Raw genomic sequence first — 21,825 nt, 5'->3', positions numbered from 1 at the left:
TATTAAATTCATGTTTAAAGCAACAAACCAGCGGAATACCAACGTTCACTTTAGCTCTTAATGGCTACTCTTTACCCAGCAACACTTGCAAGTCGTGCTTCAAACTGGACATCTTACTGGCATATTTTTCTTTATGTTCAGCATCCTCAATCAGCTGTACGATCGTTTCCGACAGGGTCATACCCCGCCTTTGCGCCAGACCTGCCAGCCGCTGCCAGACCATAAACTCCAGGTCGATAGATTTTTTACGAGTGTGCTGATGCTCCGCGTTAAAATGTCGCTTGCGACGAGCGCGTATAGTCTGCTTCATACGGTTCGCTAACTCTGGATTCATATGTTGCTCAATCCAGGTATTCACCAGAACAGGTTCATTTTCGAGCGTGAGTAAGACATCGACCGCAGCTTGCGCAGCGCTGGCTTCAATGTAGCGGGTTATCGGTTCACCTTCCCGGCACTTTTTTACCAGATATGTCCATTTCCAACCGCTTTCAAGATTTTCCAGTTGTTGATATTTCATTGCGATCTCAATGTGACCGTGTAACTCTTTTCAGGATATCAGTTTTTTCTTCATCTGCTGAGAATAAATCATCTTTCGTGATGTGGGTAGATTCGTTATCACTGCGACCAACGCAATCACTCGTGTGCTCAGACGCCGCATAATGTATAATCGCGCGTTTTACATCTGACTAAAAAACAGCGACTTTGACCATTACGAAACTTACCCGAAACGACCTCGCTCCTGATACGGAAAGTTATCAGGCGCTGTTTGCACAAGCCGACTTAGCACAAGCAGAAGCATCTCTTTCTGGCGAACTGCAACCCCGCTTATTCTATGCCCTGGAGCAACTTCTAGTGACTCCAGCCATTTCGCCGTTCATGCTGGTTAAAGCACCAGAAGAACCAGAGTATCTGCAATGGTTGGCGAACGAAACTCGTACTTTACATCAACCATCTGAACCGCTTTATGGCGTACGTTACCAGATTGATGGTGGAAACATCACCAGCATCCCGGCACAAGCCGCAGAAGATAATTTCGCGAGCATCGCACCGGTTGAAGCAGCCGACTGGGTAGAAGCAGAGCAACTCTTTGGCTGTGTACGCCAGTTCAATGGTGAAATTAGCCTGCAACCAGGTCTGGTTCATCGTGCCAACGGTGGTGTATTGATCATCTCCCTGCGCGCATTGCTGGCTCAGCCCCTGCTGTGGATGCGGCTAAAAAATATGATTGCCCGTCAGCGTTTCGACTGGCTGTCAATCAATGAGTCTCGCCCTCTTCCGGTTAGCATCCCCCCAATGGCGCTCAACCTGAAAGTCATTCTGGTTGGCGAGCGAGAATCACTGGCTGATTTCCAGGAGATGGAACCCGAGCTTTCTGCCCTGGCTATTTACAGCGAATACGAAGACAATTTACAGATTGTCGATGCAGCCGCCATGAAACAATGGTGTCAGTGGGTCTGGCAAAACGCACACCAACTCGAACTCCCTGGGTTAGCTGCCGAAACCTGGCCGCTGTTGATTCAGGAAGGTGCACGTTACACTGGCGATCAGGCAACCCTACCGCTGTGTTTGCTATGGATTGCACGCCAGCTTAAGGAGGCGGCGGCCTTCTGTGAAGGTGAAGAGATTAGCGCCGAAGAGATGCAAACCATGCTGGAACGTCGTGAGTGGCGCGAAGGGTATCTCGCGGAGCGGATTCAGGACGAAATTCTGCAAGAGCAAATCCTCATTGAGACCGAAGGCGAATGTATCGGCCAAATCAACGCGCTATCGGTTATTGAATTCCCAGGCCATCCGCGCGCATTCGGCGAACCGTCTCGCATTAGCTGCGTTGTTCACATTGGCGATGGTGAGTTTATTGACGTCGAACGCAAGGCTGAGTTGGGTGGCAATATCCATGCGAAAGGCATGATGATCATGCAGGCGTTTTTGATGGCTGAGCTGGAGCTTGATCAACAACTCCCCTTCACCGCCTCGTTAACCTTTGAGCAATCCTACAGTGAAGTGGATGGCGATAGTGCCTCCATGGCTGAACTGTGCGCATTAATCAGTTCGCTGGCCAATGTTCCCATTAACCAGAGTATTGCTATTACCGGCTCTGTCGATCAGTTTGGTCGTGTACAACCTGTTGGTGGACTCAATGAGAAAATTGAAGGTTTCTTTGCTATATGCCAGCAGCGTGGTTTAACCGGTAAACAGGGCGTCATTATTCCAGCCGCCAACGTCCGTCATCTGAGTTTAGCAAAGGAGCTACAACAAGCCGTTGCTGAGGAACAGTTCTTTATCTGGGCCATTGATGACGTCACTGAAGCATTACCCCTTCTGACCCAACTATTATGGGATGGAGAAGGACAAACTTTACGGCAAACCATCCAGGAGCGGATTGCACAGGCGACACAGCAAGAAGGTCGCCATCGCTTTCCGTGGCCGCTGCGCTGGTTAGGCGGTTCAGGTTCTAACTGATCGGACTTGTTCAGCGTACACGTGTTAGCTATCCTGCGTCCCGAACTCAAAATAAGGCTTACTGAAAACATGGTAGATAAACGCGAATCCTATACAAAAGAAGATCTTCTTGCCTCTGGCCGTGGTGAACTGTTTGGCGCTAAAGGCCCACAGTTACCAGCGCCAAATATGCTGATGATGGACCGCGTCATCAAGATGACCGAAACCGGTGGTAACTACGATAAAGGTTATGTTGAGGCAGAACTCGATATTAACCCTGACCTGTGGTTCTTCGGTTGCCACTTCATTGGCGATCCGGTTATGCCTGGCTGCCTGGGCCTGGATGCCATGTGGCAACTGGTTGGCTTCTACCTGGGCTGGTTAGGCGGCGAGGGTAAAGGGCGTGCGCTAGGCGTAGGTGAAGTTAAACTCACCGGCCAGGTACTGCCAACGGCTAAGAAAGTGACCTACCGCATTCATTTCAAACGAGTGATAAACCGTCGTTTGATTATGGGCCTGGCGGATGGTGAAGTACTGGTTGACGATCGTCTGATCTACACCGCAACCGATCTGAAAGTGGGTTTATTCCAGGACACCTCTGCGTTCTGATAAAACAGTGACACTTTAAAAGGCGAAGCCCCCGCACAGCGGAGGCTTCATTTTTAAAGAGACAGTCAGGCAATTTGCACCCTGTCCTCCATGGCTTCTCGCCAGCCTCCTAGCCACCAGGACCTTTGATTCAAGGTCTGATAAGGACACATTTCTTTCGATCTTCCGGTAATACCGGCTTGATATCCACGTTGATGTGCCCGTTCCAGGCGATCTCGTTTTTGTCTCTTCATGCCTCGTTTCCCTCATTCTTTGATCTGGTGGAAAAGAAAACAATGGTCACTAAATACGCAACCACGGTTAACGAATACCGCGAATCAGAGACAGCGTCAATGCGCAAAATTCACGCCATTGTCATATTTGTGAGCTACATGAAAGTTCATTTGTACAAAAAATGTGAACCGGCACAAGTTAACAAGCTGATGAGACAAATAAAAAAGCCGCTGCGATTTTGTTACCCGCAGCGGCTTTTTACTTTCATTAATTTTGCTTATGGCAGGCGATTCAACTCGCTGGCAATTGCAGTCGCTTCCTGAGTCCAGGCCTGAGCGAGGGTTTTGACCATTGCGTCATAACCATCCTGCTGTTGCTTAAGCTCAATGTTGAACGGACGCTTAATCAGCTGCCCCTGATGCTTCAGCAACCACTCACCGCTAACGATCACCCGCCCATCGTAACGACCGTGAAATCCGCTAACGGACACGTTTAGCGTATCCTGCTCACTCCCTAAAGGCTGAGAGGCCACCACCCAACCCGGCAGCTGGTTGCTAAGATTCGCCACCAGTGTGGTACGCAGTTGCTGATCGAGCGGGCTCGCCCACAGATTGTTATTGGCAATCACATACTGGACGTCGGTGGTCTGATAAACCACTCCGTTGCCCGCCAAATAATCAGGAATGCTTACCTGTTCAACCCACAGCAAGTTTTTGCTTTGGTGAGCAGCACTTTGTGCACCACTCTGTACCACCGGAAGCTGGTAGTACGTTTTGCTCTCACCACCACTGCTGCACGCGGTCAGAACGCATACTGCCGCCGCTATTAGCCATCTTTTCATTATTTCGCTCCCTTCGGCTGCGGATCTTTTTTATCCTTCGCCTCAAATACCAGCGCATTGCTCTTGTCGTTGAGCGTTTTCAGTACCGGTTGCAGTTCACGAAGAACCTGATCCAGGCGCTGCATATCCGCCACCATCTTATTGTATGCCGCAGAGCCCGGCTGGAAGCCTTGCATACTACGATTCAGTTCACGCAATGTGCTCTGCATATCGCCCGGCAGCTGCTGCATGGACTGGCTTGAAGTTATCTTATTCAGGCTATCCAGCGTCGTTTGCACGTGCTGCATGGTCTTCTCGCTTTGCGCCAGCGTACTGGTTGCCTGCTCCAGCAGAGGGTTAATCGGCAGATTGTTAATCTTATCCAGGGCATCCATCAGACGCTGCTGGATCTGAGCCAGACCTCCGCTCACGGTCGGTATAATCGGATAACCACCAAACTCCTGAATCTTGCCGCGAGCAGGCGCTTTCGGATAGAAGTCGAGATCAATATACAGCGCGCCGGTTACCAGATTCCCCGTTTTGAGGGAACCACGCAGCCCGCGATTCATCAGATCATCAATATGCTGGCGAATATTTGGATCGCTACCTAACTGATTGATCAAACGTTCTGGTTCAATTCGCACTTCAACCGGGATACGGTAATCGTCATTTAGGTTCTGCTTCAACCCTGGGATAAAGAATGGCACTTTACCAACGGTTCCAAGACGAATACCGCGAAACTCCACTGGCGCACCAGGCTGCAGGCCACGAATAGAATCTTTAAAGAACATCACGTAGTCGATGTGCTGGGTAAAGACCGAATCCTGAATACTTCGTTGATCGTCGAATAGGTGATATTCAGTTTTATTCGCTACCGGCTCTCCTAACGGCAGACCTTCAGGAATATCAAAGCTGACGCCGCCGCCAAACAGAGTTGACAGCGATCCCATTTCAACACGCATACCCGCAGCGGTAAGATCCACCGCAATACCGCTGTCTTTCCAGAAACGCACGTTGTTGGTCACCAGACGATCGTTTGGCGCGCTGATAAACAGCTGGTAGGTAATATTGCGTTTTTGCGCATCAAAAGTGCTGGTTTCGACTGAACCGACACGATAGCCCCGAAAGAGCACCGGATCGCCTGGTGAAAGCTGACCCGCTTTACTGCTTTCCAGTAGAATGCGAATGCCTTTGGCGTCAGGGGAAGCCAAAGGGGGTGAATCCAGCAGCGGATATTGCGCAGGCACAGAGCCTTTAGAGCCCGGCTGTAATTCGATATAAGCACCGGATAATAACGTGCCTAGCCCGCTAATTCCTTCGCGCCCGACCTGCGGTTTGACTACCCAAAAAACCGAATCCTTATGTAGCAATTTTTCCATGCCTGAATTCAGCCGGGCTTTAATTTCTACGTGGGTCAGGTCATCCGTCAGCGTTGCGCTTTCTATCACGCCAACATCAACGCTGCGGCTTTTAATTCGGGTTTTACCCCCTTCGATTCCTTCAGCATTGGTGGTGATTAACGTCACCTCCGGCCCCTGATGGCTATAGTGATAAAATAGAATCCATGCGCCGATAAGCGCCGTGACTATTGGGAAGATCCACACCGGTGACCAGTTCTTCACCTTTTGCACTTTCGCTTCTCCGCTCTTATTTTCCATGCTGCAGTCTTTCCTCATGGCTTGGATCTGGCTCACGGTCCCACAACAAACGAGGGTCAAACGTCATGGCCGAGAACATTGTCATAACAACGACCAGCGCAAACATCACCGCTCCGATCGCCGGATAGATATTCATCAATCCGCCGATGCGCACCAGAGCTGAGAGGACTGCGATGACAAAAACATCGATCATTGACCAGCGGCCAACAAACTCGACAACTTCATAAATCAGGTGCATGCGCTCAGAGTCACGCGATCCTTTACCGCTGGCATTCCAGCACAACCAGCCAATAGCGATCATTTTTAACGTCGGCACCATAATGCTGGCGATAAATATCACCATCGCCACCGGATATGATCCTTCACTCCACAGCAGGATCACCCCCGCCATAATAGTGGAGGGCATTTTATCGCCCAACAGATCGGTAATCATGATCGGCAGAATATTGGCTGGCATATAGAGGATTATCGACGTCATCAGCAGCGCCAGCGTCCATTGCAAACTGTTTTTACGCCGGGCAGTTCCTTTGGTATGGCAGCGCGGACAAACGGCTTCATCAACGGGTAAAACCGCCGTACAACATGAGCATGAACGCAGTCCCTGGCGAAGGCCGGAAACACCGACTTTCAATGGCTGTTTAATCAACGGCATTGGCGCAATGTCGTCCCACAGCCAACGGCGGTCCACGCACTGGAATGTGCGTAGCTGCAATACGCAAAACATACACCAGGGAATAAAGCTTAAACCGATGCCAATATCACCGTAGGCCATCAGCTTAACAAAGCTGACCAGAACTCCGGCGAGGAAGATTTCCGCCATTCCCCAGGTTTTGAGGTGAAACAGGATCCGCGCCAGAAATGCTTTTAGGCCGGAAGGCATGCGTACACGGTTTACCAGCAGCAGGATGGTGATAAGGCAGAAAGCCGGCACCAGCTGCACGAAGAGTAAAAAGAAGGTGCCAAGGCTGGCGTAATCCTCAGTAAAAAGGACATTAGGGATTTCCAGCAGCTCAATTTCGCTACTGATGCCACCAACTTTCATGTAGATGAAAGGAAACAGATTTGCCAGCAACAGCATAAACAATGCGACCAGCGCATAGGCAGTGGGACGCTGCCGAGGCGCGTCCCACGAGGTCGTCAATGTCGTTCCGCAGCGCGGACACGCAGCTTTCTGGCGATGCTCCAGCTGCGGCAAAGCCACCAGCAGATCACATTGTCGGCACAGAATATGCCGCGCAGCATGATGATGATCGCACATGAAAACTCCTCAGCTTATGCGCCGTTTTTTAATCCTTCAAGATATTCCCAGCGTTCAAAGGCGGTTTCCAGCGCCTGCTCCGCTTCGCTCATCTGCGCCAGCACCTGCTGCGTATGATCATGCGACTGACCAAAGAAAGAAGGATCGGCAACCTGCTCCTGCAGAGTCTGCAATTGGGCCTCAAGCTCTTCCAGTTTCTGCGGCAGTTGTTCCAGTTCGCGCTGCAGGTTATAGCTTAGTTTGCTGGCCGCGCGTTTGACACTTTCTGCTTTCGGTTGAGCAACTTCTACCGTTTTTTTGGCAACTGACTGCTTTTGTGCCAGATACTGAGATTGCTGACCTCGGGCATCGTGATAACCGCCAACATATTGGCCAATTCTCCCTTCCCCTTCAAAGATCCAGCACTCTGTTACGGTGTTATCAACAAACTGGCGGTCGTGGCTGACCAGCATCACGGTACCCTGATAGCCGTCGACTAGCTCTTCCAACAGTTCCAGGGTTTCGACATCCAGATCGTTTGTCGGTTCATCGAGGATCAGCAGGTTGCTGGGCTTGAGGAACAGGCGTGCCAGCAGCAGACGGTTACGCTCACCGCCGGACAGCGCGCGCACTGGCGTCATGGCGCGTTTCGGATGGAACATAAAGTCTTGCAGGTAGCCCAGAACATGGCGCGGCTTGCCGTTCACCATCACTTCCTGCTTACCTTCGGCAAGGTTGTCCATCACCGTTTTGTCCGGGTCAAGCTCAGCACGGTGCTGATCGAAGTAAGCAACCTCCAGCTTAGTACCCACGTGGATGCGTCCGCTATCGGCCTTCAGCTGTCCGAGCATCAGTTTCAACAGCGTGGTTTTACCACAGCCGTTCGGCCCAATCAGCGCAATCTTATCACCGCGCTGGATCTGGGCGGTAAAATCCTTCACCAGCACTTTGCCATCAACCTGGTAGTTAACGTTCTCCATTTCGAAGACAATTTTGCCCGAACGCGCGGCCTCTTCGACCTGCATCTTCGCACTACCCATAACTTCACGACGCTCACCGCGTTCGCGGCGCATCGCTTTCAATGCACGCACGCGCCCTTCGTTACGAGTACGACGCGCTTTAATCCCCTGACGGATCCAGACTTCTTCCTGCGCCAGCTTGCGGTCGAATTCGGCATTCTGTAGGTCTTCAACGCGCAGCGCTTCTTCTTTATCCAGCAGATACTGATCGTAATTGCCCGGATAGGTCACCAGTTTGCCGCGATCGAGATCGACAATCCGCGTCGCCATATTGCGAATAAAGGAACGGTCGTGCGAGATAAAAATAATGGTGCCTTTGAACATCTTCAGGAAACCTTCCAGCCAGTCGATCGTTTCAATATCGAGGTGGTTAGTCGGTTCATCCAGCAGCAGCACGCGCGGCCCGCTGACCAGCGCGCGCCCCAGGGCCGCCTTACGCAGCCAGCCACCGGAGAGCGAGGAGAGCTCGGCGTTAGGATCCAGATTGAGCTGCTCAAGCACTTCATTAATACGGCTATCCAACTGCCAGAGCCCTAAATTATCAAGCTGCTCCTGAAAGCGTGCCAGTTCGTTTAAGTTCTTGTCGCTCGGGTCGGTCATCACCAGTTGTGAAGCATCGTGATAGCCTTTGAGGTAGGCCGCCTGTTCGGCAATCCCTTCCGCAACGAAGTCGTAAACGGTTCCGGTAATGTTACGCGGCGGATCCTGCTGCAGACGCGCGACAACCAGATCCAGCTCATAAATAATGCGCCCATCATCAAGACCCTGTTCACGGTTGAGGATCTTCATCAGAGTCGATTTACCCGCACCGTTACGCCCTACCAGGCACACGCGTTCGTTATCTTCGATATGCAGTTCGGCATTATCCAGCAGCGGCGCATCGCTGAATGAAAGCCAGGCGCCGTGCATACTAATTAATGACATTCTTTATTCCTTTCAGGCTGAGGTGATCAGCCAGCAGTTGTGAATCTGACGGTTGCGGGCAAAATCTTGAGATTGCGTTTTTTGCGTGATCTCCTGCGCCTTCAGGCCCAGTTGCGCTAGCCCGTCATGATCCATACGGAAACCGCGTTTGTTGTTCGAGAACATAATCGTGCCGCCTTTACGCAGCAGACGTTTTAGATCGGTCATCAGACGCAGATGGTCGCGCTGTACGTCAAACGCGTCTTCCATGCGCTTGGAGTTAGAGAAGGTTGGCGGATCGATGAAGATCAGATCAAACTGTTCGGTGCTCTCACGTAGCCAGCCCAGCACATCGGCCTGCATCAAACGATGCGCGCGACCGGTTAAGCCGTTGAGGCGCAGGTTGCGCTCCGCCCATTCGAGATAAGTGCGCGACATATCGACCGTCGTGGTAGAGCGCGCGCCGCCAAGGCCTGCATGTACGCTCGCGCTGCCGGTATAGGCAAAAAGATTGAGGAAGTCTTTGCCTTTGCTCATCTCGCCAAGCATGCGACGGGCGATACGGTGATCAAGGAACAAGCCAGTATCCAGGTAGTCGGTCAGATTGACCCACAGACGTGCGTTATACTCCTGCACCTCAAGGAAATCACCCTTCTCAGCCATTTTCTGATACTGATTTTTCCCTTTCTGCCGTTCACGGGTTTTTAGCACCAGCTTATTCGGCGCAATCCCCAGCACGGCAATTGTGGCGGCGATAATATCAAACAGACGCTGACGAGCTTTGTGCGCATCCACGGTTTTCGGTGGAGCATACTCTTGCACCACCACCCACTCTCCGTAACGGTCAATGGCTACGTTATATTCCGGGAGGTCGGCATCATAAAGGCGATAGCACTCGATACCTTCCTGACGCGCCCACTTCTCATATTTTTTCAAGTTTTTACGTAGACGGTTGGCGAAATCTTCCGCCAGCGTCGCGGTTTTTCCGCCTTCGCTTTCGGCGAGGTGGTAGTTCTTCTGCACGCAGTCCAGCGGGCCGTTTTTAGCTTTGAACTGCTTATCAGCACGTAATTGCAAACAGCTGAGCAGATCCGGCGAGGCGCTGAACAAAGAGAGATTCCAACCGCCGAACTGATTTTTCATGATCCGGCCCAGCAGGCTATGCAGAGCAATCAGCGCCGGTTCGCTCTCCAGACGCTCGCCGTATGGCGGGTTACTAATAACCGTACCGTAAGGCCCTTTCGGCAGCGGATTGTCCAGTTTGGCAACATCTTTAACCTCAAACGTCACCAGTTCGCCAATGCCAGCACGACGGGCGTTGCTGCGCGCGCGTTCAATCACCCGCGCATCAATGTCGGAACCGTAGAAACGGGATTCATACGCCGCCAGCCCCTGACGGGCGCGGGTTTGTGCTTCGGCTTTCACCTCTTTCCAGATAACATCATCGTGCTGCGCCCAGCCGCCGAAACCCCAATGACCGCGGTGTAAACCCGGCGCACGATCGGTTGCCAGCATAGCGGCTTCAATCAGAAGCGTGCCGGAACCGCACATCGGATCAAGCAGCGGTGTCCCCGGAGCCCAGCCTGAACGCATCACGATAGCTGCCGCCAGGCTTTCTTTGATCGGCGCCATACCGGTGCCATCGCGGTAGCCGCGCAGATGCAAACCCTCACCGCTAAGATCTAAAGAAATATGTGCGGTTTCTTTATTCAGCCAGACGTTGATGCGCAGATCGGGGCTTTCACGATCGACATTAGGACGCGGCAGATTCTTACGCGTAAAGCTATCAACAATGGCATCTTTGACTTTCAATGCGCCGTACTGACTGTTACGAATCTCATCGTTAAGCCCGCTAAAGTGCACGGCGAAAGTGGCGTCTGGGGTGAAAATCTCCGTCCATGGAATGGCCTGTACGCCGAGGTAAAGGTCCAGGTCGCTATACACGCTGCACTGGCCCAGCGGCATCATGATCCGCGAAGCCAGCCGACTCCACATCAGGCTTTGATACAGCAGGCGCGTATCTCCCTGAAAATGGACCCCGCCCCGGACTACCTGGCAGTCCACCGCGCCAAGTCCTTCCAGTTCAGTTTTTAACAGCTCTTCAAGCCCACGAGCCGTACTGGCAAACAGAGAATTCATATCGTCACTTTTACTAAAAGAAAATTGGTGCGCATTATAGCCAATATGTGCCCTATGTCATAAAGTTAAAGGCTTATTTTTGAACCCAGGGGCAGCGTATGGTAACGCTTTCGCGACTTTTTATTCATCCCGTTAAATCGATGCGGGGAATTGGCCTGAGTCACGCCTACGCAGGCATCAGTGGTCTGGCCTTCGATCGCATATTTATGGTGACGGAAACCGATGGCACCTTCATTACCGCTCGTCAGTTCCCGCAAATGGTTAAGTTCACCCCCGCCCCGCTCCACGATGGCCTCCATCTGACGGCACCGGACGGCAGCAGCGCAATAGTTCGCTTCAGCGATTTCGCCCCGCAGCAGGAGCCGACCGAAGTCTGGGGTAACCATTTTACCGCCCTGATTGCCCCGACATCGGTTAACCAGTGGCTAAGCGGTTTCTTTAACCGCAGCGTCCAGCTCCGTTGGCTGGGGCCACAACTAAGCCGTCGGGTGAAACGTCATGATGCCGTTCCTCTCTCCTTCGCCGATGGCTTTCCCTACCTTTTAGCTAATGAAGCCTCCCTGCGCGACCTGCAAAATCGCTGTCCGGCCAGCGTAAGCATAGAACAATTTCGCCCGAACCTGGTGGTGACCGGGGCAGCGGCCTGGGAGGAAGATACGTGGAAAGTGGTACGTATCGGCGAGGTTGTTTTTGATGTGGCAAAACCGTGCAGCCGCTGCGTGTTTACGACCGTCAGCCCGGAACGCGGACAAAAGCACCCTTCTGGTGAACCCTTAACCACGCTGCAAGGTTTTCGCACTGCGCTGGATAACGGTGATGTCGATTTCGGTCAGAATCTAATCGCCCGTAATAGCGGCGTGATCCGCGTGGGTGATGAATTGGAAGTGTTGGCCCGGGGACCGGCAAAAGCCTACAGCGCAGGCGATAGCGACGATGCGCTGATGCCCGATGCTCAACAGGACGCAACGGTAGAGATTGAGTGGCAAGGGTTAAGCTTTACCGGCAACAATCAGCAAATTTTGCTGGAGCAGTTGGAGCAACAGGGGATCCGCGTTCCTTATTCCTGCCGGGCGGGCATTTGCGGCAGCTGCCGCATCCGGCTGGAAGAAGGAGAAGTTAGTGCGCTGAAGAAAAATGCGATTGGCACAGATGGCACTATTCTGTGCTGCAGCTGCGTGCCAAAAACCGCGCTACGGCTAGCGCCTTAAACTGCCTGGCCCAGGCTGTAGCTGGCTGCACCCGGCGCTGGCTGCAGCCGGTCGTTCATTATTTTAATCACGTCGCCAAGCTGCATAACCCGCCCGGCAAGCGTCAGGCCGGGCTGCGCTAACAGACATAATGCCGCGTTTTCACCAGCTTCAACCACCAACAGATTCACCTGCTGCCCGGTATCGCTAAGCCAGGCGCTGGCAGCATCGCCGCCGCCGGGTTGCCAGCACTCTTCATGGGTAGTGAAATGCCAGCTTTTCGGCATCTGCGGCTTGAGAAAGCGAATAGCGACCAGCGCATTCAATACTAATTCAGCGCGCTGCTCTTTTGATAATTCGAGGTCGCGGCATTTTTCTTCAAATGAAAAATAAAGCGCGGCATCATCGACGCAAAATCCGGACGGAGCAAAGGCGTCGGGGGTCAGCATTCGACGTGCGAAACGTGAACGAAATAACATGCCATTAGCCAAATCGAGCATCATACGATCGTGCTCTTCATCGTAATACCAACGCCAATTATCGTCAGGTTTAATCCGCATTTCTTCCCCCGTCCTCTATCACTTCCATCTGTAATTAACAGGTAAACTGCTACAGAATATTTCCAAAATTAAGAAAAGACTAAAATGTCTAAATAAGCAACAATGAAGGAATATAAAACAACCAGGGCTATAAATAAAGCCCTGGTAGGATATAAGAAGGGAAAAGATTAGATATGGGTAACAATTTCTTTAATCAGTGGCGGACCTTTAAAAATAAATCCGGAATAAATCTGCACCAATGTAGCGCCCGCAGCAATCTTCTCACGCGCTGCAATCACCGAGTCAATACCACCAACTCCGATAATGGGCAGACGCCCCTGTAATTCCGCTGACAGCATACGGATAATTTCTGTACTTTTCAGCTGTAAAGGACGACCGCTAAGCCCGCCAGTTTCGTCGCAATTTTTCATACCCTGAACCAGCGATCGATCCAACGTGGTATTGGTGGCAATCACCCCATCAATATTATGTCGAACCAGACTATCGGCAACCTGGATCAATTCCTCAACAGAAAGATCCGGCGCGATCTTCACCGCCACGGGGACATATTTCTGGTGCTTCTCTTGCAGTTCACGTTGCTTATTTTTAATACCAGAAAGTAAATCATCCAGCGCATCACCGTATTGCAAAGTACGCAGGCCTGGGGTATTAGGCGAGGAGATATTAATGGCGATATATCCGGCGTAGGCATAGATTTTATCCATACAAATCAGATAATCATCTTTGCCTTGTTCAACTGGGGTATCTTTATTTTTACCAATGTTAATCCCCAGGATCCCGTCAAAATGGGCCTTTTTCACGTTCTCAACCAGGTTATCAACGCCGTGGTTATTAAAGCCCATGCGGTTGATCAAACCTTCGGCATCGACCAGACGGAAGATCCTCGGCTTATCGTTACCCGGCTGCGGACGCGGCGTCACGGTACCAATTTCAATTGAACCAAAACCCATTGCTCCGAGCGCATCAATGCACTCGCCATTTTTATCCAGCCCGGCGGCCAGACCCAGCGGGTTCTTAAATGTGAGTCCCATGCAGGTTACCGGCTTTGTCGGCACCTTCTGGCGAACCAACATTTCCAGCGGGGTACCTGAAACAAGGCGTAATTGTTTAAAGGTTACTTCATGAGCGCGCTCAGGATCGAGCTGAAAAAGGGCTTTACGAACGAAGGGGTAGTACATGAACTCTCCTGGATTCCCGGTGTGCAAACCGGGGGCGTATTATGTGCGATCCACCCCGGAAAGGGAATTGACCTGCGACAAAAAATCGCATCTCAGACGCAAACGTTTACTTTTGTCTCCCTCTTTATGCACTTTCTGACAATTCAACGCTGGATAAATCATTTAGGGAAATAAAAGCGCTCTGTCACACTGCAGCTAAATGTTATCAATTATAGATAAATGAAAATATTTAGTTATAAGGAGAGAGTATGCGAGTCATAACACTTGCGGGTAGCCCGCGTTACCCTTCCCGCTCCAGCGCGCTTCTGGAATACGCCAGAGAGACACTCTCCGCTGCGGATATCGAAGTCTGCCACTGGCATCTGCAAAATTTTGCCCCGGAAGACCTGCTCTACGCACGCTTTGATAACCCCGCTCTGCATGCGCTGAATGAACAGCTTGCTGATGCTGATGGGCTGATTATCGCCACCCCGGTTTATAAGGCCTCTTTTTCCGGCGCGCTGAAGACCCTTCTGGACCTGCTGCCAGAGCGTGCGCTGGAAGGCAAAATCGTTCTGCCGCTGGCCACTGGCGGGACTATCGCGCATATGCTGGCGGTAGATTACGCTCTAAAACCAGTACTTAATGCTCTGAAAGCACAAGAAATCCTTCATGGCGTCTTTGCTGATGATAGTCAGGTGACAGATTATCAACATAAACCGCAATTTACCCCAAACCTGCAAGGTCGACTCGACCTGGCATTAGAAACTTTCTGGCAGGCACTTCATCGCCCCAGTAGCCGCGCTCCGGCGCTGAAAAGCTTGCAACGGGTAGAGCACGTTTAAAGGCTAACGTTGACGCTCACACGGAAATAAAGGAACACATCATGGCGACCCTTTCGCAAAAATTCCTGATACGCGTGGCACCCTGGCTTCTGCCGGTGGGCAGCGTGATTATCTGGCAATTCGCCTCTTCGATGGGCTGGCTATCCACCCGCATTTTGCCGTCGCCGGAAGGGGTACTGAAGGCTTTCTGGACGCTCTCTGCCAGCGGTGAACTTTGGCAACATCTGGCGATAAGCTCATGGCGAGCATTGATTGGTTTCAGCATCGGTGGATCCATTGGCCTGGTTCTGGGATTAATCAGCGGCCTGTCTCGCTGGGGTGAACGCCTGCTGGATACCTCCATTCAGATGCTGCGTAATGTGCCCCATCTTGCGCTGATACCGCTGGTTATCTTGTGGTTCGGTATCGATGAGAGCGCCAAAATCTTCCTCGTGGCGCTGGGGACGATGTTCCCGATTTACATCAATACCTGGCACGGGATCCGCAACATCGACAGAGGACTGGTCGAGATGGCCCGTAGCTACGGTTTATCCGGCTTTGCTCTGTTCCGTCATGTGATCCTCCCCGGCGCACTCCCCTCTATTATGGTCGGCATTCGCTTTGCGCTTGGCCTGATGTGGTTAACGCTGATTGTTGCCGAAACTATCTCTGCTAACGCCGGTATCGGCTACCTGGCGATGAACGCCCGCGAGTTTCTGCAAACCGATGTCGTGGTGGTTGCCATTATTCTTTATGCCATTCTCGGCAAACTGGCCGACTTCAGCGCCCAGCTTCTGGAACGCGTCTGGCTGCGCTGGAATCCGGCTTATCACCTTCAGGAGGCTAACGCATGACGACTGCGCGTCTTAATCCGGGGATCCCGCTGCTGCTTAACGGCGTGAGCAAGCGTTATGGCAGCAACACGATCCTGAATGAACTCGATCTTCATATTCCTACCGGGCAATTCGTTGCGGTAGTTGGGCGCAGTGGCGGTGGTAAGAGTACCCTGCTGCGGTTGCTGGCAGGGCTGGAAAAGCCCAATGGCGGTCAGTTGCTGGCAGGCTCAACGCCGCTGGCGCAGATTCAGGACGATACCCGGATGATGTTCCAGGATTCGCGCCTGCTGCCGTGGAAAACGGTTATCGACAATGTTGGCCTCGGGCTGAAAGGCCAGTGGCGTGAGGCTGCGCTTAAGGCGCTGGCGAGCGTCGGTCTCGAGGATCGCGCCAGTGAATGGCCTGCGGCGCTTTCCGGAGGGCAGAAACAGCGCGTGGCGCTGGCTCGCGCGTTAATTCATCGTCCCGGATTATTGCTGCTTGATGAACCGCTAGGCGCATTGGATGCCCTCACCCGCCTTGAGATGCAGGATCTGATCGTTTCGCTGTGGCAGGAGCATGGATTTACCGTCCTGTTGGTGACCCATGACGTCAGCGAGGCGGTGGCCATGGCCGATCGCGTTTTGCTAATTGAAGAAGGGAAAATCGGCCTGGATCTGCTGGTAGACATTCCACGCCCGCGGCGTACGGGATCGGCGAAGCTGGCCGAACTGGAAGCGGAAGTATTGAATCGGGTGATGCAGCGCGGCAAGAGTGAATCCTCGCCGCGCTTAGTGAGTCACGGTTAACGACTGCGACGTTTCCCCGCACGCGCTGTGCTTAGCGGGGCCACAGGTTTGGACTCGCGCTGGCGTTACGCCAGCGCTTTGCTGATTTTCTCGAACAGATCCCCGGAAAGATTCTCCAGACCTTTCAGTTGCTCCAGCGCCGCGCGCATCAGCGCCTGACGCTTCTCATCATAGCGTTTCAGGCGAATCAGCGGTTCAATCAGGCGCGAAGCGACCTGCGGGTTACGGCTGTTCAGTTCAGTCAGCATCTCAACCAGGAACTGATAACCGCTACCGTCTTCGGCATGGAATGCGGCTGGGTTGCTACCGGCAAAAGCGCCAATCAGCGAGCGGACGCGGTTCGGGTTACCCAGACTGAAGGAGCGATGGTTCAACAAGCTGCGAACCGTCTCCAGGGCATTATCCGCCGGGCTGGTGGACTGCAGGATAAACCATTTGTCCATCACCAGGCCGTCCTGGTGCCATTTGTCGTCATATTCCTGCATCAGGGCATCACGGCAAGGCAGCTGGGCTGCTACTGCCGCCGACAGCGCCGCCAGAGCATCGGTCATATTGTCAGCATGGTGATACTGCGCACTGACCAGTTTATCCGCCAGCTCCACATCGCCAAACGCCAGGTAGCGCAAGCAGGTGTTACGTAAAGAACGCTTGCCGATATCGGCATGTTCAACGCGATAGCTGTCGAGCTTGTTGGCGTTGTAAATCACCAGGAACTCGTCTGCCAGCTCTTTCGCCAGCGTACGAGTGAGCGCTTCACGCACTGCGGCGATCGCGATCGGATCGATAACCGCGAACAGTTCCGCAATTTCATTGGCCGAAGGCAGCGTCAGGATCTCCGCCGCCAACGCTGGATCGATCTTTTCATCCAGCAGAATCGCGCGGAACGCATCGGCAACGTGAACAGGCAGCGACAGCGGCTGCCCCTGCTGATGGCGATTGACGTTAAGCTTGATGTAAGTCGCCAGCAGGCTCTGCGCTGCATCCCAGCGGGAGAAATCATTGCGAGCGTGGCGCATCAGGAACGTCAGCTGCTGATCGCTCCATTTGTACTCCAGCTTCACTGGTGCGGAGAACTCGCAAAGCAGCGCCGGCACCGGCTGGAAGTAGACATTGTCAAAAACAAAAGTCTGCTCTGCCTGAGTGACGTTCAGCACGTGATGTACCGGGTGTCCACCCTTCTGCAGCGGGATCACTTTGCCTTCGTTGTCGTAAAGCTCAATATTGAACGGAATGTGCAACGGCAGCTTCTCTGCTTGTTCCGACGTTGGCGGCGTACGCTGGCTGATAGTCAGCGTGTACTGTTCCGTTTCCGGGTTGTAGTCGTCATGGACGGTAACAATCGGCGTCCCGGACTGGCTATACCAGCGGCGGAAGTGGGACAGGTCAACGTTAGAGGCGTCTTCCATCGCCTGGACAAAATCGTCGCAGGTGGCTGCACTGCCGTCGTGGCGTTCAAAGTACAGCTGCATCCCTTTCTGGAAATTTTCTTCACCCAGCAGAGTGTGCAGCATGCGGATAACCTCCGCGCCTTTTTCATACACCGTCAGGGTGTAGAAGTTGTTCATTTCGATAACCATATCCGGGCGGATCGGATGCGCCATCGGGCTGGCGTCTTCAGCGAACTGCATACCGCGCATGGTGCGCACGTTATTGATGCGGTTAACCGCTCGCGAGCCAAGGTCAGAGCTGAACTCCTGATCGCGGAAAACGGTCAGGCCTTCTTTCAGGCTGAGCTGGAACCAGTCGCGGCAGGTCACGCGGTTACCGGTCCAGTTATGGAAATATTCGTGACCAATCACGCGCTCGATATCCAGATAATCTTTATCGGTCGCGGTATCGGTACGCGCCAGCACGTACTTGGAGTTAAAGACGTTAAGCCCTTTATTCTCCATTGCCCCCATATTGAAGAAGTCAACGGCGACAATCATATAGATATCGAGGTCATATTCGAGACCAAAGCGCGTTTCATCCCACTTCATGGAGTTTTGCAGCGAGGTCATCGCCCATGGCGCCCGGTCAAGGTTGCCGCGGTCAACGTACAACTCTAGCGCCACTTCGCGCCCGGAGCGGGTTTTGAAGGTATCGCGCAGGACATCGAAATCACCAGCCACCAGCGCAAACAGGTAGCACGGTTTCGGGAACGGGTCCTGCCACTGGATCCAGTGACGGCCATTTTCCAGATCGCCCTGGGCCACGCGGTTGCCGTTGGAGAGCAGGAACGGATATTTTGCTTTATCAGCAATGATTTTGGTGGTGAAGCGCGCCAGAACGTCCGGGCGGTCCAGATACCAGGTTATATGGCGGAAGCCTTCCGCTTCGCACTGGGTACAAAGCGCTTCGCCTGACTGATACAGCCCTTCCAGCGCAGTATTAGCCTCCGGACTGATTTCGTTGACGATGGTCAGGGTGAAATGTTCCGGCAACCCGCTAATCACCAGTTGGTTATTTTCTTCCTTATAGTCGCTCCACGGTTGACCGTTAACCTGCAGAGAAACCAACGTCAGGTCTTCGCCATCCAGACGCAATGGCACATCAGACGTAGCCGCATGGCGGGAGACCTTGCTCTCAGCCGTCACAACGGTTTTCGCGGCGTCCAGGTCAAAGGTCAAATCGATATCGCTAATCAGATAATCCGGCGCACGATAGTCGTGGCGGTATTTGGCTTGGGGCTGTTGTGTCATAAAAAACCTTTAGCATGTCCTGTAAAGTGTCGACTCAGTCTATTCCTGTTGCGCAAATCTCGCTATGCAGAATCTTCATCTTTTCAATGCCAAACATGAAAATTGCTACATTTTGATAACATCAGAGGCACGAAATGCACTCGACCAGGCGCAAAGCTTGTGGTGTGATGCGTGTTCAATATATTAAACTAGGCCTCGCAAATGACCGTCAGCGTCGTCATCAGCCGTCGCCGCGGGACAGAGTCGGGTATTACAGGTATACTCCGGCTCCTTTTTACCGCTTTGGTTTTGATGGAAACGCTCCAGTGAGAGGATGCTACTGCGCACCATGACCCAATTCACTTCTCCTGTACTGCACTCGCTGCTTGATACGGATGCCTACAAGCTGCACATGCAGCAGGCTGTCTTTCACCGCTACAATGATGTACAGGTCGCGGCAGAGTTCCGCTGCCGTGGGGACGATTTGCTCGGCATCTATGCCGATGCGATTCGCGAACAGGTTGAGACGATGCGCGACCTGAAGCTACAGGACGATGAATATCACTGGTTGTCGAGCCTGCCATTCTTTTCGCAAGACTACCTCGACTGGCTGCGCAACTTCCGCTATGACCCGCGCCAGGTTTCCGTCACTAATGATAACGGTAAGCTCAATATTCGCCTCTCAGGCCCATGGCGTGAAGTTATCATGTGGGAAGTTCCGCTGCTGGCGGTGATAAGCGAGCTGGTCCATCGTTATCGTTCGCCTGAAATTAGCGTTGATTTAGCGCTGGAAACCCTCGAGCAAAAGCTTACCGATTTCAACCATTTCACCGCGGATATTGATATGTCCGGCTTCCGCCTGATGGATTTCGGTACCCGCCGCCGATTTTCGCGCGAAGTGCAGCAGGCCATTGTTAAGCGCTTGCAGCAGGAGACGTGGTTTGTCGGCACCAGCAACTACGATCTTGCGCGTCGTCTGGACCTTACGCCGATGGGAACCCAGGCGCATGAATGGTTCCAGGCGCATCAGCAAATCAGCCCAAATCTTGCCAGTAGCCAACGCGCCGCTCTCGCCGCCTGGCTGGAAGAGTATCCTGACCAGTTGGGTATCGCCTTGACCGACTGCATTACAATGGATGCTTTCCTGCGTGATTTCGGCCCGGAATTTGCGACCCGCTATCAGGGACTACGCCATGATTCCGGAGACCCGGTTGAATGGGGCGAGAAAGCAATTGCCCACTACCAAAAACTGGGCATTGATCCGCTAAGTAAAGTGTTGGTGTTTTCCGATAATCTCGACCTGACGAAAGCGGTCGACTTATATCGCCACTTCTCATCGCGGGTGAATCTGAGCTTTGGTATCGGTACCCGTCTGACCTGCGATATTCCGCAGGTTAAACCTCTGAATATCGTTATCAAGCTAGTGGAGTGCAACGGTAAGCCGGTGGCGAAACTTTCCGACAGCCCGGGGAAAACCATTTGCCACGATAAAGCCTTCGTACGCGCTCTACGCAAGGCCTTTGACCTGCCGCCAGTTAAAAAGGCCAGCTAAGTTTAAAAAGGAAATTACGTCCGCAACTGCGGACGTAATTTTTATTAATCGCGGTTTATTGCGGCAAACGGGTTCGGATAACTTCGGCAAAATATTCCGCACCGGTTAGTAAAATCTCATCATTAAAATCGTAACAGGCGTTATGCAACGGAATATTTCCTTTAGCATCTGACTCGTCGCCATTACCTAAAAAGACAAAGCACCCGGGTATCGCCTGCAAAAAAGCGCCAAAATCTTCAGAAATCATCATCTGCTGTACATTGCCATCGACATTTTTTTCCCCTACGACCCCTCTGGCTGCATTAACCGCCACGTCCACGCAGGACTGCCAGTTAACCGTCGGCGCAAATTCATGGGTATAAGAAAACTCACATTGCGCACCGTGCATAGCACAAATTGCCTCGCTAATAGTACGCATCCGCTCCTCCAGTAGTTTCTGCACCTGTGGAGAATAGCTACGAGTATCGCCTTTAATTTCAACATGAGTTGGAATTGCGTTACGAATGCCGTCGGTATGCAGTTCGGTACAAGAAACTACTGCCGGAACGTTGGGATCCATATTCCGGGAGACGATGGTTTGCAGCGCAAGAATAATTTCTGCAGCGATAACCAGCGGGTCTTTGCTCATATGCGGACGCGCGGCATGTGAACCCTGCCCTTTAATGCGAATAACAAAATTGTCTTCACTGGCCATAATCCCACCGACGCGTGTCGCAATGGTCCCGGCTTTCATCCCCGGCATATTGTGCAGACCGTAAATTTCCTGAATACCAAATTTTTCCAGAAGCCCATCATCTATCATCGCTCTGGCACCGTAGCCCGGTTCTTCCGCAGGCTGGAAGACAAAACACACTGTGCCGTTAAAGTTTTTCCGTTGTAGCAATAGTTGCGCCGCCCCCAGCGCGATACAGGTATGACCATCGTGACCGCAGCCATGCATTCTTTCAGATCTGAGTGAACGATAGGATACATCGCCCTGCTCGGTAAGCTGAATGGAATCAATATCGGCCCTGATAGCGATAACACCGTCGCCATCGCCGCATTTTAAAATGCCGACCAACCCGGTTTTACCGATATCTCTGTGTACTTCAATACCCATTTTTTCAAGCTTTTCAGCAATAAACGCCGACGTTTTGATCTCTTCAAAAGCGCTTTCCGGATGTGCATGCAAGTGATGACGCCATGCAATAAGCTGCTGTTTTAATTGTTCCTGATTCATTTTTA

Annotated in this window: 18 protein-coding genes; 7 read left to right on the top strand and 11 right to left on the bottom strand. The window is 52.4% G+C overall.

Annotated features, from left to right (window positions below; translation table 11 throughout):
* Positions 1-64 precede the first annotated feature (64 nt).
* Positions 65-517 (bottom strand): macrodomain Ter protein MatP, encoded by a 453-nt coding sequence (matP, locus tag QVF11_RS20065; RefSeq protein WP_110275084.1) that lies wholly within the window; start codon positions 515-517, stop codon positions 65-67.
* 185 nt (positions 518-702) lie between these two features.
* On the opposite strand from matP, the gene QVF11_RS20060 reads away from it, so the two are divergent.
* Both QVF11_RS20060 and fabA read left to right on the top strand, forming a co-directional pair.
* A complete protein-coding gene (locus QVF11_RS20060; protein WP_287858856.1) occupies positions 703-2,460 on the top strand; it encodes a Lon protease family protein in 1,758 nt (585 codons plus the stop codon).
* Positions 2,461-2,529: 69 nt separating this feature from the next.
* A complete protein-coding gene (gene fabA, locus QVF11_RS20055; protein ID WP_100685616.1) occupies positions 2,530-3,048 on the top strand; it encodes a bifunctional 3-hydroxydecanoyl-ACP dehydratase/trans-2-decenoyl-ACP isomerase in 519 nt (172 codons plus the stop codon).
* 65 nt (positions 3,049-3,113) lie between these two features.
* On the opposite strand, the gene rmf is transcribed toward fabA, so the two are convergent.
* From rmf to rlmKL, 6 genes are all read right to left on the bottom strand, one after another.
* Positions 3,114-3,281, bottom strand: a complete 168-nt coding sequence (gene rmf / locus QVF11_RS20050) for a ribosome modulation factor (protein WP_110275088.1) — start codon at positions 3,279-3,281, stop codon at positions 3,114-3,116.
* 257 nt (positions 3,282-3,538) lie between these two features.
* Complete coding sequence (gene pqiC / locus QVF11_RS20045) at positions 3,539-4,102, bottom strand: membrane integrity-associated transporter subunit PqiC (RefSeq protein ID WP_112214603.1); 564 nt, start codon at positions 4,100-4,102, stop codon at positions 3,539-3,541.
* Positions 4,102-5,739 (bottom strand): intermembrane transport protein PqiB, encoded by a 1,638-nt coding sequence (pqiB, locus tag QVF11_RS20040; RefSeq protein ID WP_112214604.1) that lies wholly within the window; start codon positions 5,737-5,739, stop codon positions 4,102-4,104. The genes pqiC and pqiB overlap by 1 nt, the downstream gene beginning before the upstream one ends.
* Positions 5,729-6,997 carry a membrane integrity-associated transporter subunit PqiA gene (pqiA, locus tag QVF11_RS20035; protein ID WP_112214605.1) on the bottom strand — a complete coding sequence of 423 codons (1,269 nt, stop codon included), beginning with the start codon at positions 6,995-6,997 and terminating at the stop codon, positions 5,729-5,731. The genes pqiB and pqiA overlap by 11 nt, the downstream gene beginning before the upstream one ends.
* Positions 6,998-7,011: 14 nt before the next feature.
* A complete protein-coding gene (locus QVF11_RS20030; RefSeq protein ID WP_112214606.1) occupies positions 7,012-8,919 on the bottom strand; it encodes an ABC transporter ATP-binding protein in 1,908 nt (635 codons plus the stop codon).
* A 12-nt stretch (positions 8,920-8,931) separates the two neighbouring features.
* On the bottom strand, positions 8,932-11,037 hold the full coding sequence (gene rlmKL, locus QVF11_RS20025; RefSeq protein WP_287858854.1) for a bifunctional 23S rRNA (guanine(2069)-N(7))-methyltransferase RlmK/23S rRNA (guanine(2445)-N(2))-methyltransferase RlmL: 2,106 nt from the start codon (positions 11,035-11,037) through the stop codon (positions 8,932-8,934).
* Positions 11,038-11,135: 98 nt separating this feature from the next.
* On the opposite strand from rlmKL, the gene QVF11_RS20020 reads away from it, so the two are divergent.
* Positions 11,136-12,245 (top strand): YcbX family protein, encoded by a 1,110-nt coding sequence (locus QVF11_RS20020; protein ID WP_287858852.1) that lies wholly within the window; start codon positions 11,136-11,138, stop codon positions 12,243-12,245.
* Here QVF11_RS20020 and zapC read toward each other — a convergent pair.
* Both zapC and pyrD read right to left on the bottom strand, forming a co-directional pair.
* Positions 12,242-12,784, bottom strand: a complete 543-nt coding sequence (gene zapC, locus QVF11_RS20015) for a cell division protein ZapC (RefSeq protein WP_112214609.1) — start codon at positions 12,782-12,784, stop codon at positions 12,242-12,244. The two genes, QVF11_RS20020 and zapC, sit on opposite strands and share 4 nt — an antisense overlap.
* A 167-nt stretch (positions 12,785-12,951) precedes the next feature.
* Positions 12,952-13,962: a quinone-dependent dihydroorotate dehydrogenase gene (pyrD, locus tag QVF11_RS20010; protein WP_112214610.1), complete on the bottom strand. Its 1,011-nt coding sequence runs from the start codon at positions 13,960-13,962 to the stop codon at positions 12,952-12,954.
* A gap of 248 nt (positions 13,963-14,210) precedes the next feature.
* On the opposite strand from pyrD, the gene ssuE reads away from it, so the two are divergent.
* From ssuE to ssuB, 3 genes are read left to right on the top strand one after another with little or no spacing between them, the layout of a single operon-like run.
* A complete protein-coding gene (gene ssuE / locus QVF11_RS20005) occupies positions 14,211-14,786 on the top strand; it encodes an NADPH-dependent FMN reductase (protein WP_181482807.1) in 576 nt (191 codons plus the stop codon).
* A 41-nt stretch (positions 14,787-14,827) separates the two neighbouring features.
* Positions 14,828-15,619 (top strand): aliphatic sulfonate ABC transporter permease SsuC, encoded by a 792-nt coding sequence (gene ssuC / locus QVF11_RS20000; RefSeq protein WP_112214612.1) that lies wholly within the window; start codon positions 14,828-14,830, stop codon positions 15,617-15,619.
* Positions 15,616-16,389: an aliphatic sulfonates ABC transporter ATP-binding protein gene (gene ssuB / locus QVF11_RS19995; RefSeq protein WP_112214613.1), complete on the top strand. Its 774-nt coding sequence runs from the start codon at positions 15,616-15,618 to the stop codon at positions 16,387-16,389. Before ssuC ends, ssuB begins: the two co-directional genes overlap by 4 nt.
* 65 nt (positions 16,390-16,454) lie before the next feature.
* Here the strand turns inward: ssuB and pepN are convergent, their stop codons facing one another.
* Positions 16,455-19,070: an aminopeptidase N gene (pepN, locus tag QVF11_RS19990; protein WP_287858848.1), complete on the bottom strand. Its 2,616-nt coding sequence runs from the start codon at positions 19,068-19,070 to the stop codon at positions 16,455-16,457.
* A gap of 328 nt (positions 19,071-19,398) precedes the next feature.
* On the opposite strand from pepN, the gene pncB reads away from it, so the two are divergent.
* Entirely contained in the window at positions 19,399-20,601 is a 1,203-nt protein-coding gene (pncB, locus tag QVF11_RS19985; RefSeq protein WP_112214728.1) for a nicotinate phosphoribosyltransferase, read from the top strand.
* A gap of 55 nt (positions 20,602-20,656) precedes the next feature.
* Here pncB and QVF11_RS19980 read toward each other — a convergent pair whose 3' ends face one another.
* Positions 20,657-21,820: a M20 aminoacylase family protein gene (locus QVF11_RS19980; RefSeq protein ID WP_142512464.1), complete on the bottom strand. Its 1,164-nt coding sequence runs from the start codon at positions 21,818-21,820 to the stop codon at positions 20,657-20,659.
* Between the last annotated feature and the right edge of the window lie 5 nt (positions 21,821-21,825).

It is taken from the genome of Klebsiella sp. (genome assembly GCF_027492335.1).
Taxonomy (GTDB): Bacteria; Pseudomonadota; Gammaproteobacteria; order Enterobacterales; family Enterobacteriaceae; genus Klebsiella; species Klebsiella huaxiensis.
This window is presented reverse-complemented; position numbering and strand designations above follow the sequence as displayed.